General features: G+C 66.1%; 14 protein-coding genes. 1 reads left to right on the top strand and 13 read right to left on the bottom strand.

Annotation, left to right across the window (positions count from 1 at the left end):
- Positions 1-286: 286 nt before the first annotated feature.
- From lipA to ACAW63_RS08465, 12 genes are all read right to left on the bottom strand, one after another.
- Positions 287-1,282 (bottom strand): lipoyl synthase, encoded by a 996-nt coding sequence (lipA, locus tag ACAW63_RS08520; protein ID WP_371233001.1) that lies wholly within the window; start codon positions 1,280-1,282, stop codon positions 287-289.
- A 5-nt stretch (positions 1,283-1,287) separates the two neighbouring features.
- The gene (gene lipB, locus ACAW63_RS08515; RefSeq protein ID WP_371234615.1) at positions 1,288-1,941 is read right to left on the bottom strand and encodes a lipoyl(octanoyl) transferase LipB; all 654 of its coding nucleotides are present in this window, start codon (positions 1,939-1,941) and stop codon (positions 1,288-1,290) included.
- Positions 1,942-1,952: 11 nt separating this feature from the next.
- The gene (locus ACAW63_RS08510; protein ID WP_371232999.1) at positions 1,953-2,252 is read right to left on the bottom strand and encodes a DUF493 domain-containing protein; all 300 of its coding nucleotides are present in this window, start codon (positions 2,250-2,252) and stop codon (positions 1,953-1,955) included.
- A 190-nt stretch (positions 2,253-2,442) separates the two neighbouring features.
- A complete protein-coding gene (locus ACAW63_RS08505; RefSeq protein ID WP_275610051.1) occupies positions 2,443-3,600 on the bottom strand; it encodes a D-alanyl-D-alanine carboxypeptidase family protein in 1,158 nt (385 codons plus the stop codon).
- A 100-nt stretch (positions 3,601-3,700) separates the two neighbouring features.
- The gene (locus tag ACAW63_RS08500) at positions 3,701-4,729 is read right to left on the bottom strand and encodes a septal ring lytic transglycosylase RlpA family protein (protein WP_371232998.1); all 1,029 of its coding nucleotides are present in this window, start codon (positions 4,727-4,729) and stop codon (positions 3,701-3,703) included.
- Positions 4,726-5,748, bottom strand: coding sequence for a lytic murein transglycosylase B (gene mltB / locus ACAW63_RS08495; RefSeq protein ID WP_371234612.1), 1,023 nt, complete (start codon positions 5,746-5,748; stop codon positions 4,726-4,728). The genes ACAW63_RS08500 and mltB overlap by 4 nt, the downstream gene beginning before the upstream one ends.
- An 8-nt stretch (positions 5,749-5,756) precedes the next feature.
- Positions 5,757-6,860: a rod shape-determining protein RodA gene (gene rodA / locus ACAW63_RS08490; RefSeq protein ID WP_371234610.1), complete on the bottom strand. Its 1,104-nt coding sequence runs from the start codon at positions 6,858-6,860 to the stop codon at positions 5,757-5,759.
- Positions 6,861-6,904: 44 nt separating this feature from the next.
- Complete coding sequence (mrdA, locus tag ACAW63_RS08485; RefSeq protein WP_331319811.1) at positions 6,905-8,794, bottom strand: penicillin-binding protein 2; 1,890 nt, start codon at positions 8,792-8,794, stop codon at positions 6,905-6,907.
- A gap of 15 nt (positions 8,795-8,809) precedes the next feature.
- Positions 8,810-9,277, bottom strand: coding sequence for a 23S rRNA (pseudouridine(1915)-N(3))-methyltransferase RlmH (rlmH, locus tag ACAW63_RS08480; protein WP_371232996.1), 468 nt, complete (start codon positions 9,275-9,277; stop codon positions 8,810-8,812).
- A gap of 7 nt (positions 9,278-9,284) precedes the next feature.
- The gene (gene rsfS, locus ACAW63_RS08475) at positions 9,285-9,638 is read right to left on the bottom strand and encodes a ribosome silencing factor (RefSeq protein ID WP_275610048.1); all 354 of its coding nucleotides are present in this window, start codon (positions 9,636-9,638) and stop codon (positions 9,285-9,287) included.
- Between the two features lie 20 nt (positions 9,639-9,658).
- Positions 9,659-10,315 carry a nicotinate-nucleotide adenylyltransferase gene (nadD, locus tag ACAW63_RS08470; protein ID WP_371232993.1) on the bottom strand — a complete coding sequence of 219 codons (657 nt, stop codon included), beginning with the start codon at positions 10,313-10,315 and terminating at the stop codon, positions 9,659-9,661.
- On the bottom strand, positions 10,315-11,580 hold the full coding sequence (locus ACAW63_RS08465) for a glutamate-5-semialdehyde dehydrogenase (RefSeq protein WP_371232992.1): 1,266 nt from the start codon (positions 11,578-11,580) through the stop codon (positions 10,315-10,317). Before ACAW63_RS08465 ends, nadD begins: the two co-directional genes overlap by 1 nt.
- Positions 11,581-11,940: 360 nt before the next feature.
- Between ACAW63_RS08465 and ACAW63_RS08460 the strand changes: the two genes are divergently transcribed.
- Positions 11,941-13,167 (top strand): alpha/beta fold hydrolase, encoded by a 1,227-nt coding sequence (locus tag ACAW63_RS08460; RefSeq protein WP_371232991.1) that lies wholly within the window; start codon positions 11,941-11,943, stop codon positions 13,165-13,167.
- A gap of 208 nt (positions 13,168-13,375) precedes the next feature.
- Here ACAW63_RS08460 and ACAW63_RS08455 read toward each other — a convergent pair whose 3' ends face one another.
- Positions 13,376-14,230 carry a class I SAM-dependent methyltransferase gene (locus ACAW63_RS08455; RefSeq protein ID WP_371232990.1) on the bottom strand — a complete coding sequence of 285 codons (855 nt, stop codon included), beginning with the start codon at positions 14,228-14,230 and terminating at the stop codon, positions 13,376-13,378.
- Positions 14,231-14,288 lie beyond the last annotated feature (58 nt).

The raw sequence follows: 14,288 nt of genomic DNA, 5'->3' as shown, positions 1-14,288 counted from the left end.
TGAGGGCTAGCGACCCTGACGATTTTCCAGACTGCCGGGACCGGGCGCTGTCGGTGATACCCTCACGACCTATCAGAATTTTCCTGTTCAACGCAGATCGAGCTGAAGTTCAAGGTTTTCAGCACTTTCGACGTGATTAAGGATCAGCGTTGGACTCGCTTCGAATAAGGGGACGGGAGAGAGGCGCAGCGGACATTTCAGCGATGCCGACGTTGGCGTTGCGGCGGCTGAAAAAACAAAAGGCCGCGTCCCTGGCGGGAGGCGGCCTCATGTGGAGCAGGCTCGATCAGCCGATCTTGTGCCCGTGCGCCTGCTGGTCGGCGTGGTACGAGGAACGCACCAGCGGGCCGGAAGCGACGTTCTTGAAGCCCATCTTCGCGCCTTCCTCGGCGAACCAGGCGAAGGTGTCCGGGTGGACGAAGCGCTGCACCGGCAGGTGGTTGCGCGAGGGCTGCAGGTACTGGCCGAGGGTGAGCATGTCGATGTCGTGCTCGCGCATGCGCTGCATGACTTCGATGACTTCCTCGTCGGTTTCGCCCAGGCCGAGCATCAGGCCGGACTTGGTCGGTACGTGCGGCACCCTCTGCTTGAACTTCTGCAGCAGGTCCAGCGACCACTCGAAGTCCGAACCCGGACGCGAGGACTTGTACAGGCGCGGAACGGTTTCCAGGTTGTGGTTGAACACATCCGGCGGCTCCTGGGCGGTGATTTCCAGGGCGATGTCCATGCGCCCGCGGTAGTCCGGGACCAGGGTTTCCAGCTGGATGCCGGGGGACAGCTGGCGGATCTCGCGCAGGCAGTCGGCGAAGTGCTGGGCGCCACCGTCACGCAGGTCGTCGCGGTCCACCGAGGTGATCACCACGTACTTCAGGCGCAGGTCGGCGATGGCGATGGCGAGGTTCTTCGGCTCGTCCACATCCAGCGGCTTCGGCCGGCCGTGGCCGACGTCGCAGAACGGGCAACGGCGGGTGCAGATGTCGCCCATGATCATGAAGGTCGCGGTGCCGCCGGAGAAGCATTCGCCCAGGTTCGGGCAGGAGGCTTCCTCGCAGACGCTGTGCAGCTTGTGCTTGCGCAGCAGTTGCTTGATGCGGTCGACCTCGGGCGAAACGGGGATGCGCACGCGAATCCAGTCGGGCTTCTTCGGCAGTTCCTCGGTGGGGATGATCTTCACCGGAATGCGCGCGACCTTCTCTGCGCCGCGCAGCTTGACGCCGACTTCCACCTTGCCGGGCTTGGCGGCCGGGGCGGCCTGACCGGAGTTCTCCACAACAGTGCTCATCTAGGTTAGATCCCGCCCGTTAGGGTCTTCTGTGCCGCGTAGCCAAGGCGCTGGACGAGTTCGCCACGCAGGCGCTCGCGCACATCGGCCAATGCGATGGGGCCGGCCAGCTCTCGCAGCTGGGTCATGGCCATGCCTGCGTAACCGCAGGGATTGATGCGTCGAAAGGGTTCCAGGTCCATGTCCACGTTCAGCGCCAGGCCATGGAAGGAGCGGCCGTTGCGGATGCGCAGGCCGAGGGATGCGATCTTCGCGCCGTCGACATAGACGCCCGGAGCATCGGGTTTGGACACAGCGTTGACGCCGTAGCTGTCCAGCAGGCCGATGAGGCTCTGTTCGATGCGTGAGACCAGATCGCGCACGCCAATGCCGGAACGGCGCACGTCGAGCAGCAGGTAAGCCACCAACTGGCCGGGGCCGTGGTAGGTGACCTGGCCACCGCGATCGACCTGGACGACCGGAATGTCGCCGGGGAACAGGACGTGCTCGGCCTTGCCGGCCTGACCCTGGGTGAAGACGCGCTCGTGCTCGAGCAGCCAGACTTCATCGGGCGTAGCGGGCTCGCGCTCGGCGGTGAAGCGCTGCATGGCGTGCCAGGTCGGCTCATATGGGCGAACGCCCAACTCTCGAAAGCGGAGGATTCCCAGCTCACCGCCCAGCGTTTCACCCATCAGAGCACCATGTGGACGCGACCGGTGGCGCGCAGGTCTTTATGGATGTTCTGCAGCTGATCGACACCCGTGGCGGTGATCAGCACCTGCACGGACAGGAAGCGGCCGTTGCGGCTGTCACGGGTGACCAGGGTGGTGACGTCGAGGTCGGGCGCGTGGCGCTGGATGATTTCGACGACCAGATCGGAGAAGCCTTCGCCGGCGTCGCCGATGACCTTGATCGGATAGCGTTCGCAGGGGAACTCGATCTTCGGCGCGGGCTGCTCGGTTGTATCGACGGTATTGGTGGTATCAGTCATGGCTGTCGCGGGCGGGTGGCCCGCCTCCGCATGAGCGCCCTGGATGAGGTCGCTCCGGGTGGATCGGACGACGGCTGCCGGGCCACGGGGGGACCGCGCAGTCGCAGGCGGGCATTTTACCCGAGTTTGCGACTGCGCGTGAGGATCAATCCCGGCTTTGTATACAAAAGTACAAGGCCGGGACGGGCGGTCAGTTGAACAGGCCGTAGAAGAACAGACGCAGGCTGTCCCAGATGCGGCGGAAGAAGCCACCTTCTTCGACGGCGTTCAGGGCAACCAGGTCGGAGGTACGGACGACCTTGTCACCCAGCTTGACCTCGACCTTGCCGATCACCTGGCCCTGCTGGATCGGGGCCATCAGGCTCGGCTCGACGACCATGTTGGCCTGCAGCTGCTTGAGCTGGCCGCGCGGCACGGTCATGGTCAGGTCCTCGGCCAGGCCGGCTTTGACTTCGTGCTCGGAGCCCTTCCAGACCATGGCCTTGGTCAGCTCGGCGCCCTTCTTGTAGAAGGTCTGCGATTCGAAGAAGCGGAAGCCGTAGGTCAGCAGCTTCTGGGTCTCGGCGGCGCGAGCCTGTTCGCTGTTGGTGCCGAACACCACGGCGATCATGCGCTGGCCGTCACGCACGGCGGAGGCCACCAGGCAGTAGCCGGCTTCGTCGGTGTGGCCGGTCTTCAGGCCGTCGACGGTCTTGTCGCGCCACAACAGCAGGTTGCGGTTGGGCTGCTTGATGTTGTTCCAGAAGAACTCTTTCTGCGCGTAGATGGCGTAATGGGTCGGCTCGCCGTAGATGATGGCGCGGGCCAGGACGGCCATGTCCTTGGCGGACGAGTAGTGATCCGGGTTGGGCAGGCCGGTGGCGTCCATGAAGTGGGAGTTGGTCATGCCCAGCTTCTGCGCGGTGGTGTTCATCATGTCGGCGAAGGCGTCTTCGCTGCCGGCGATGTGCTCGGCCAGGGCGACGGAGGCGTCGTTGCCCGACTGGATGATGATGCCGTGCAGCAGGTCGCTCACCGAAACCTGGGAGCCGACCTTGATGAACATGCGCGAACCGCCGGTGCGCCAGGCGTGCTCGCTGACGGTAACCATGTCGGATTCGGCGATGCGGCCGCCTTCGATTTCCTTGGTGGCGATGTAGGCGGTCATCAGCTTGGTCAGGCTGGCCGGGGGCAGGCGCTCGTCGCCGGCGTTCTCGACGAGAATCTGGCCGCTGGCGCCGTCCATCAGGACCCAGGCCTTGGCAGCCAGTTGCGGTGCGGCAGGAACGACTTCAGCGGCCCAGCTGGCCACGGGGGCGCTGAGCAGCACAAGCAATGACAGGCGTTTGGCGATGTTGAAGATGTTCATCCGTTTCTCTGGGGTTCACTAATGGTCAAACAAACAATCCCCTCGAGGGGGAACTCATGCCGCGGCCTCTGCGGACCACTGCGGCTCGTGCCGTGGAGACTCAGTCCAGGTGCACGAGCTTGGGTTGGCCAAGATTGGCCACGCGGATGCTGTCCTGCATCCGGCTTGCTTCATCCTGCGTGTTGATCGGCCCCAGGCGCACTCGGTACAAGGTCTGCTGGTTGACCACGACCGAGCTGATAAAGGATTTCGCCCCCGTCAGGCTGCCGACCTTCTCCTTGAGAAGCTCCGCAGCGTCCGGGTTGGCGAAGGCACCCACCTGGAGATACAGGCCATCGGCTGGTAATGAAGCGTTTTTTTTTGAGTCGATCTGAACCGGCGCCACGGGCGCTGCGTGCTGCGTGGGCGGCGGGGTGTAGGTTTCGATCGGTTGCGCCATGGCCACGGCCTGGGGCTGCGCGGCGGCCGGCTGCTGCGGGGCCATCTTCGGCAGCGCCATGATCATCGGCTGCGATTTGCCCTGGGAGGCCCACCAGCGATCCGGGTCGATACCCTCGACCTTGACTCGCGCGGTGCCGGTTTCGGCGTAACCGAGCTTCTTCGCCGCGGCGAAGGACAGGTCGATCACCCGGTCGGAATAGAACGGACCACGGTCGTTGACCCGGACGATCACGCTCTTGCCGTTGTCCAGGTTGGTGACGCGCACGTAGCTGGGCAGCGGCAGGGTCTTGTGCGCGGCGGTCATGCCGTACAGGTCGTACTGCTCGCCATTGGCGGTGGCCTGGCCGTGGAACTTGGTGCCGTACCAGGACGCGGTACCCACGACGTTGTAGGTACGCGCGTCGTTCATCGGGTAGTAGGTCTTGCCCAGCACGGTGTAGGGGTTGTTCTTCACCGGCCCGTTATGGCGCATCGGCACGGCGTCGGGGATGCGCGAAACGTCGACGTCCCACCAGGGCGCGCCGTCGCGGTGCGGGCGGTTGTAGTCGTAGGGGCCGGAAATGCCGCCGCTGGCGACTGGCTGCTGCTGCGGCGCGCGGTTGCCCGTACAGCTGGCGAGGAACACGGTGCTCAGGCCAACGCAGGCGGCCAGCGACCAGAGGCCGGGACTTGCGATTCGCTTGCTCAATGGACACCTCGCGCCTTGGCGATCTCGCCGGCCAGCTGATGCACCGCCATGGCGTACATGGCGCTGCGGTTGTAACGGGTGATCACATAGAAGTTCGGCAGGCCAACCCAGTATTCGGGGCCCTGGTCGCCTTCCAGGCGCATGGCGGTGACCATCAGGTCGTCGCGCAGCACGTCATGGGTGCGCCAGCCCTGAGAGCGTAGCTGACCGAGGTTCAGTTGCGGCTCCAGGCCCTGGGTGATGGCGTCCTCGGCGGTGGAGGTGCCCAGCTCGGCCTGCGACACCACCGGCTCACCGGTGTGCCAGCCATGCTGCTTGAAGTAGTTGGCGACGCTGCCGATGGCATCGGTCGGGTCGCTCCAGATATTGATGTGGCCGTCGCCGTCGAAGTCCACGGCGTAGGCGCGGAAGCTGCTCGGCATGAACTGCGGCAGGCCCATGGCGCCCGCGTAGGAGCCGGTCAGGCTGAGCGGGTCGACCTGCTGTTCGCGGGCCAGGAGCAGGAACTGCTTGAGTTCCTTGCGGAAGAAGTCGGCGCGCGGCGGGTAGTCGAAGCCCAGGGTGGACAGCGCGTCCATCACCTTGAAGTTGCCGGTGTTGCGACCGAAGAAGGTCTCGACGCCGATGATGGCGACGATGTACTGGGCCGGTACGCCGTATTCCTGTTCGGCGCGGGCCAGGGCCTCGGCGTTCTGGTTCCAGAAGTCCACGCCGCGGTTGATGCGCGCGTCGGTGACGAAGATCGGGCGGTATTCCTTCCAGGTCTTCACCCGTTCGGCGGGGCGGGAGATGGCGTCGAGGATCGATTGCTTGCGCTCCACGTCATGGAACAACGCCATGAGCTGTTCGCCGGCGAAGCCGTACTCACGGGTCATTTCGCTGACGAACTCGGCCACTTGCGGCGAGCCATCGTAGTCGCCCGCGGCAGCAGCACCGGACATGCCGATCGCCCCCGCGATTCCGACCCAATGCACTCCCCTGGCAGCCCAGGCGCGCAATACTTGCATCCCTTTCTTCACTCTTGTCATCAAACCTGGGCGATCCACTTGCGATGGGTATGGATCGACATCAAAACCCCGAACCCTGACATCAGGGTCACCAGTGAAGTTCCGCCATAACTAATGAAGGGCAGCGGAACCCCCACCACTGGCAACAACCCGCTGACCATACCAATGTTGACGAACACATACACGAAGAAGGTCATGGTGATACTGCCGGCGAGCAGCTTGCCGAACAGCGTCTGCGCCTGGGCGGTGATCCAAAGTCCCCGGTAGATCACCAGCAGGTACAGCACCAGCAGGAGGCACACCCCGACCAGACCGAACTCTTCGCCGAGCACGGCAATGATAAAGTCCGTGTGGCTTTCGGGCAAAAAATCCAGATGGGACTGCGTACCCAGCAACCAGCCCTTGCCGAAGACGCCGCCCGAACCGATGGCGGCCTTGGACTGGATGATGTTCCAGCCGGTGCCCAGCGGGTCGCTTTCCGGGTCGAGGAAGGTCAGCACGCGCTGCTTCTGGTAGTCGTGCATGACGAAGTACCACATGGCCACCGCCACCGGAACCGCCGCCGACACGGCCATGACGATCCAGCGCCAGCGCAGGCCGCCGACGAACAGCACGAAGGCGCCGGAGGCCAGCACCAGCATGGCGGTGCCCAGGTCCGGCTGCTTGAGGATCAGCACGAAGGGCACCACGATCAGCGCCAGGCCCACCACGCTGTGCTTGAAGCCCGGCGGCAGCGAGCGCTTGGACAGGTACCAGGCGATGGTCATGGGCATCAGCAGCTTCATGAACTCCGCCGGCTGGAAGCGGATCACCCCGGGGATGTTGATCCAGCGGGTCGCGCCCATGGCGTTGTGGCCCATCACGTCCACCACCACCAGCAGCGCCACGCCGATCAGGTAGCCCAGCGGCACCCAGCGGGCGAGGAAGCGCGGCTCGATCTGCGCCAGGACGAACATCGCCCCCAGGCCGAGGCCGAAGGAGGACGCCTGCTTGATCAGCAGGTCCCAGCTCTTGCCGCTGGCCGAATAGAGGACGAACAGGCCGACGGAGACCAGGGTCACCAGCAGCAGGAGCAGCAGGCCGTCGATGTGCAGGCGCTGCAACAGGCTGGAGCGCCGCTTCATCACGTCTTCGTTGGACAGGGTGCGGTCGAAATTGCCGTTCTTGGTCATGGCTTGGCTGCCTCCGCCGTGGCCTGGGGCGCGTATTCAGGCTTGAGCTTGCCGTTTTCGTCGAGCAGCCAGGCGTCCATCACCTGCTTGAGCACGGGTGCGGCGACGCCGGAACCGGACTCGCCGTTCTCCACCATCACCGCCACGGCGATCTGCGGGTTGTCCGCCGGGGCGAAGCCGACGAACAGGGCGTGGTCGCGGTGCCGTTCGAGGAGCTTGGAGCGGTCGTACTTCTCGCCCTGCTTGATCGCCACCACCTGCGCCGTACCGGACTTGCCGGCGATGCGGTAGACGGCGGTGGCGCCGACCTTGTGCGCGGTGCCACGGGCACCGTGGACCACCTGCTGCATGCCGTTGTCGACCAGGCTCCAGTTGTTCGGGTCCTTGAGCAGGATGTCAGGCATCGGTTCGGGGTCCACCGGCGGCTGGCCGTCGATGGTCTTGGCCAGGTGCGGACGGATCCACTTGCCCTTGTTGGCGATCAGCGAGGTCATCTGCGCCAGTTGCAGCGGCGTGGCCTGCATGTAGCCCTGGCCGATACCGAGGATCAGCGTCTCGCCGGGGAACCAGGCCTGGCGGCGCAGCGCGCGCTTCCACTGGCGCGAGGGCATCAGGCCCTCGGCCTCGCCGAACATGTCCAGGGCCACGCGCTGGCCGAAGCCGAACTCGCTCATGTAGTCGTGCAGGCGGTCGATCCCCAGCTTGTGGGCCAGGTCGTAGAAGTAGGTGTCGTTGGACCGCATGATCGCGGTTTCCAGGTTCACCCAGCCGTCGCCCGAGCGGTTCCAGTTGCGGTACTTGTGGTCGTAGTTCGGCAGCTGGTAGTAGCCGGGGTCGAACACACGGGTGGCCGGTGTCACCACGCCGGCATCGAGACCGGCGATGGCCACCGCCGGTTTCACCGTCGAGCCCGGCGGATAGAGGCCGCGCAGCACGCGGTTGTACAGCGGACGGTCTTCGGAATCGCGCAGGGCGGAATAGTCCTTGAAGCTGATGCCGGTGACGAACAGGTTGGGGTCATAGCTCGGCTGACTGACCATCGCCAGCACGTCGCCGGTGGACGGCTGGATCGCCACGATGGCGCCACGGCGGCCGGCCAGGGCCTCCTCGGCCTTGGCCTGCAGCTTGCTGTCGATGCTCAGCACGATATCGCGGCCGGACACCGGCTCGGTGCGCTTGAGCACGCGCAGCACGCGACCACGGGCGTTGGTCTCGACTTCCTCGTAGCCCACGGTGCCGTGCAGTTCGTTCTCGTAGAACTTTTCCACGCCGGTCTTGCCGATGTGGTGGGTGCCGGAATAGGCCACCGGGTCGAGCTTCTTGAGCTCCGCCTCGTTGATCCGCCCGACGTAGCCGACCGAGTGGGCGAAGTGCTCGCCCAGCGGGTAATGGCGGACGAACTGCGCGGCCACGTCGACGCCGGGCAGGCGGTACTGGTTCACCGCGATGCGGGCGATCTGCTCTTCGGACAGCTCGAACATGATCGGCACCGGCTCGAACGGCCGACGGCCCTGCTTCATGCGCTTCTCGAAGATGGCCTGGTCTTCCTCGGTGAGGCCGAGGATGTCCACCAGGGTCTTGAGCGTGTCCTTGAGGTTCTCGGTGCGCTCGCGGGTGATGGTCAGGCTGAAGCTGGGACGGTTGTCGGCGATGATCACGCCGTTGCGGTCGAAGATCAGCCCGCGGTTGGGCGGAATCGGCTGGACGTGGACGCGGTTGTTTTCCGACAGCGTCGAGTGGTAGTCGTACTGCGTCACCTGCAGGTGATACATGCGCGCCACCAGCACCAGCGCCAGCAGGAAGATCGCCACCCCGCCGACGATGACGCGGGCGCGGACCAGGCGGGCGTCCTTCTCGTGGTCCTTGAGCTGTATCGGCTGCGGCATCGAAAACGGCTACGACTACTTGTGGTAGGGGTGCCCGGACAGAACCGTCCAGGCGCGGTAGATCTGTTCGCCAACCAGGATGCGCACCAGCGGATGCGGCAGGGTCAGCGGCGACAGCGACCAGCGCTGCTCGCTGCGCGCGCAGACCTCCGGCGCCAGGCCTTCCGGCCCGCCGACCATGAGGTTGACGGTGCGCGCGTCCAGGCGCCAGCGGTCGAGCTCCTGCGCGAGCTGATGGGTGCTCCAGGGCTTGCCTTCGACTTCCAGGGTGACGATGCGTTCCCCGGGCTGGACCTTGCTCAGCATGGCCTCGCCTTCCTGGCGGATCAGCCGCGCCACGTCGGCATTCTTGCCGCGCGTGTTGAGCGGGATTTCCACCAGCTCCAGGGACAGCTCAGAGGGCAGGCGCTTGACGTACTCGGCCCAGCCCTCCTCCACCCAGCGCGGCATGCGCGAGCCGACCGCGATCAGACGCAGACGCACGGCGGACTTACTCGGCGCTGTGGTGTGCGCGGCTCTGCTCGGCGCCCTGCCACAGGCGCTCCAGGTCGTAGAACTGGCGGGTGGCCGGCTGCATGACGTGGACCACGACGTTGGCGAGGTCGATCAGGACCCACTCGCCGCCTTCCTGGCCTTCGCTGCCGATGGGCTTGACGCCCTGTTCCTTGACCTTTTCCAGCACGTTGTCGGCCAGCGACTTGACCTGGCGGCCGGAGCTGCCGGTGGCGATGACCATGACGTCGGTGATGCTGGTTTTCTCGCGCACGTCGATGACGGTGATGTCCTGCGCCTTGAGATCTTCCAGGGCGGCGATGGCCAGTTCGACCAGTTGTTCGGTTTGCATTGAATGACTCTCTAACTTGATCAGTGAGGCGCCTGGTACAGGCCGTGTGCCTCGATATAGTTCAACACCGCGTCCGGCACCAGGAAGCGCGCCGAGCGCCCCTGCGACAGGAGTTGGCGAATCTGGGTGGCGGAAACTGCCAGCGGCGTCTGCCAGACGAAGGTGATCTGCCCGGCCGGGCCGGTCATCGCCTTCGGGTCGGCAACACTGCGCGCCGCCAGCAGGTCGCGCAGGTCTTCCGGCGGCTCGCTGTCGGCATCCGGGCGCTGCAGCACGACGACATGGCAGTGCTCCAGCAACTCTTCCCAGCGATGCCAGGTCGGCAGACCGCAGAATGCGTCCCAGCCGACCAGCAGGAACAACTGGTCCTGCTCATCCAGCTCCCCACGCAGCGACTCCAGGGTGTCGATGGTGTAGGAGGGTTTGTCACGTTTGAGCTCGCGGTCGTCGACCACCAGCGGGGCCACGCCGGCCACTGCCAGCTCGACCATCGCCAGCCGCTGCGCCGGCTTCACCTGCGGGGTGACGCGGTGCGGCGGACGCGCGTTGGGCATCAGGCGCAGTTCGTCGAACTCGAACTGTTCGGCCATCTCCACCGCGCTGCGCAGGTGGCCGATGTGCACCGGATCGAAGGTGCCGCCGAACAGGCCGATCCGCCGGGGACGCGCCTTCTTCATCAGGTGCGCACGTGCCCGTCGCCGAACACCACGTACTTCTCGCTGGTCAGGCCTTCCAGGCCGACCGGGCCGCGGGCGTGCAGCTTGTCGGTGGAAATGCCGATCTCCGCGCCCAGGCCGTACTCGAAACCATCGGCGAAGCGGGTCGAGGCGTTGACCATGACCGAGGCCGAATCCACTTCGGTGAGGAAGCGGCGGGCGTCGGTGAAGTTCTCGGTGATGATCGCGTCGGTGTGCTGCGAGCCGTAGGTGTTGATGTGCTCGATGGCCTGGTCCAGGCCATCGACTATGCGGATCGACAGGATCGGCGCGTTGTACTCGGTGCGCCAGTCTTCCTCGGTGGCTTCCAGCACGTCTTGGCCCAGCAGCGCGCGGGTGGCGGCGTCGCCGCGCAGCTCCACGCCCTTGTCGCGGTAGATGGCGGCCAGCGGCGGCAGCACGCGGTCGGCGATGCCGGCGTGGACCAGCAGCGTCTCCATGGTGTTGCACGGCGCGTAGCGCTGGGTCTTGGCGTTGTCGGCGACGCGGATGGCCTTGTCCAGGTCGGCGGCGACGTCGATGTAGACGTGGCAGATGCCGTCCAGGTGCTTGATCACCGGGACCTTGGCGTCGCGACTGATCCGCTCGATCAGGCTCTTGCCGCCGCGCGGAACGATCACGTCGACGAACTCGGGCATGGTGATGAGCGCGCCGACGGCAGCGCGGTCGGTGGTTTCCACCACCTGCACGGCGCTCGCCGGCAGACCGGCGGCGGCCAGGCCCTGCTGGATGCAGGCGGCGATGGCCTGGTTGGAATGGATCGCCTCGGAGCCTCCGCGCAGGATGGTCGCGTTGCCCGACTTCAGGCACAGGCTGGCGGCGTCGATGGTCACGTTCGGACGGGATTCGTAGATGATCCCCACCACGCCCAGCGGCACGCGCATCTTGCCGATCTGGATGCCGGACGGCACGTAGCGCATGTCGCGGATCTCACCGATGGGGTCCGGCAGCGACGCGACCTGGCGCAGGCCCTCGATCATGTCGTCGATGCGCGCCGGGGTCAGGGCCAGGCGGTCCAGCATGGCTGGTTCCAGGCCATTGGCGCGGCCGTTGGCCAGGTCCTTTTCGTTGGCTTCGGTCAGCTGGGCGCGGGCGGCGTCCAGGGCATCGGCAGCGGCCAGCAGGGCTTGGTTCTTCTGCGCGGTCGTGGCGCGCGCGACAACGCGCGACGCTTCACGGGCGGCGCGGCCCAGGCGGCTCATATAGTCGAGAACGGACTCGGTCATGATCTAACGCGTCTGCGTGAGGGAAATGCGCGATTATAGCGGGACCGCGCCCTTACCGGCCAGCCACAGCAGCCGGCCGGTAGACAGGCCGTTTCACGCCCGTCCGGGTAACGCCATCCCTGCGCACGCCCAGGCGCCCGGCGGCGAAACGGTGACACCCAGGCAGTTCCCCTCGCGCATCGCCCCCCGAAGGTTGGGTAAACAAATTCGTATCCACTGTTTACTTTGCTCAGGGCCTGCAGTCGTTTCGCATCGGCCTCGCCTGAACGGCTGCAGGCCCTGGTGCGAAATGTACCCGTGCCTCCATCACACGGCGCCAGGGAAGAACAACAAGAGGCGGCCCACCGCCGGAGAACTGCCATGCGCTATCGCACCGATTACAGCGCCCAGACGCTGAGCGCCGCTCCCGCGGTGCTCGATCTGGACGGTTGGCAACTGCATTACCAGGCCTTCTCCTCGCGGGAAGACGATCCCAGGCCGCCGGTCCTGCTGCTGGGGGGCGCGTTCCAGAGCTTCCGCTCCTTCGCCAGCGAGGTCTCGGAGCTGCTCGCCGGGCATCCGGTGATCCTGCTCGACCTGCCCAGCCAGGGCGGCAACCTGCAACTGGCGCCAGAACTGAGCCTGGAGGACCTGGCCGACCTGATCGCCGCCTTCGCCGAAACCCTGCAGTTGCCGCCGCTGATGCCCATCGGCCTGTCCTACGGCTCGGCTCTGGCGGCGCTGTTCGCCGCCCGCCATCCCCGGCGTTGCGCGCGCCTGCTGCTGGCCGGCATCACCGCCTTCGGCCGTCCCGGCGCCCGCGCCCTGCTGGAAGAGGCCCTGGCCCGCCTGGAGCAGGGCGAGCAGGAACCCTTCGCCCACGGTGTGCTGACCGGCCTGATCAACCCGCTGCGCCTGGCCGATACCGGCGTCTCCCCGGTATTCCGCAAGGCGCTGCTACGGCAGTTGCAACGCCTGACCCCGGCGGAAATCGAGCGCTACCGGCAGAACAGCCAGCGTCTGCTGGCCTTCGGCGGCTTCGACCGCCATCCGCAATGCCCGACCCTGGTGCTGGCCGGCGAATACGATCACTTCACCCAGCCATGGGAACACGCCGAGTTCGCCCACGCCTGTGCGGACGCGCAATTCGCCCTGATCCACAACGCCGACCATCTGGCCCAGTTCGAACGCCGCGACGCCTGCGCCCGGTTGTACAACCCCTTCCTGCTGGGTGAAGCCCTGCCCCGCAGCGCCGCCGGCAGCACGCGCTTCCAGCGCCAGCAACTGCTGCACCTGGAGCGCCGCTTCGAAGCGCGCCTGGCGCCGGCCGACACGCGGGCCGTGCTGCGCAATGGTGAAGGTGGCGAATGGCGCTGCGAGCTGGCGGAGCTGGGGTATTTCGGCGGGCTGATCCGGGTTGGTCTGCCGGCGGAGCGCCCCGCGCGGGGCTGGAAGCTGACGGCTACCGGGCTGCCGGAGCTGGACATCCTGCCGCTGCGCTACACGGCGGACGGGCTGGCGTTCATCTTCGCCCACGGCGACCCGCAGGCCAGCGCGGCGCTGGCGGCGATGATCGTGCCGATGCAACAGGGGGCCTTCGCAGCCTGATAAATAATCCCCGTAGGGAGCATGACGCCTCGGGAGTTATCCGCCATCAGCCGGGTCAATCGAAGAGAGATGGCGGATAAAGCGTTCCGCTTTATCCGCCCTACGACCTGGCACCGTTCGCGAGCAAGCTCGCTCCTACAAAAAGCGGCTCCAGTGCATCCGGGACCCTGTAGGAGCGAGCTTGCTCGCGAACCGCCCGGCCCAGAATCTAAACCCGCGCCTCGATCACCCGCACCAGGCTCGGCATCCGCCCCTTCGGCAAGCCCAACCCCGCGCCATCCACCTGCGGATCGAGCACGCCCACCCAGCCAAAACCACAACCGATGAACGCCTGCTCGATCTCGTCAGCACTGCGGTAATGCAACGGATAGCCACCCCGCGTCAGCCGTCCGATCAGCCCCACACCCCAGCGAATCTGCCGGTAGCGCGGATGCTCGCGCAGGTCAGGATAGAGCTCGGTCAGGTAGGTCGCCTCCGGGAATACCCGCAGCGCCTCCGCCAGCCGTCGCCAGAAGCCCTCGATCACCGGCCGCTGGAAGTAGTTCACCAGCCCTTCGGTGATCACCACCACCGGACGGCTCGGGTCGAGCCCGGCCAGCAGGGCGCCGAGGCTCTGCTCGCCGTGCTCGGCGAGGATATCCACGGGCCGCACGCGGTGCTTGCCGTCGAGCCAGCCCTGCGCCTGCAGCAGCTCCGACTTGCGCGCAGCCATGGGCGGCAGGTCGGCCTCGAGGTAAGTGAGCTGCGGATAGCGCTGGCGGAAGCGCCGACCACGGGGCGACAGCCCGCAGGCGATCTCCACAACCTGGGTGACCCCGCACTGCTCGATGGCCTGGGTGAGCCGGGCGTCGATCAGCAAATGACGCTGCAGCAGGAAGTCTTCGATATTCAGGCCGAAGCCGATGCGCGCGCCCCAGTTGATCGGCGCCACGCAGCCATGCACCCAGCGGCCGAAGGTCGTGGCGAAGGCCGGCTCGGCCAGTTGATGGCGGAACCACACGTAACCGGTGTAGTGCGCGCTGGGGGTGATGTGGGCGCTGTCGGCCCGGACGCGTTCAGCCATGGTTAAGATTCTTGTTGTTATGATTCGCCAGCCTAAGACCGGCTCTCCTGGCCCGACA

It is taken from the genome of Pseudomonas sp. QE6 (assembly GCF_041379005.1).
GTDB lineage: Bacteria > Pseudomonadota > Gammaproteobacteria > Pseudomonadales > Pseudomonadaceae > Pseudomonas.
The sequence above is the reverse complement of the archived record's forward strand: the minus strand, read 5'-3'. Positions and strand labels throughout refer to the sequence as shown.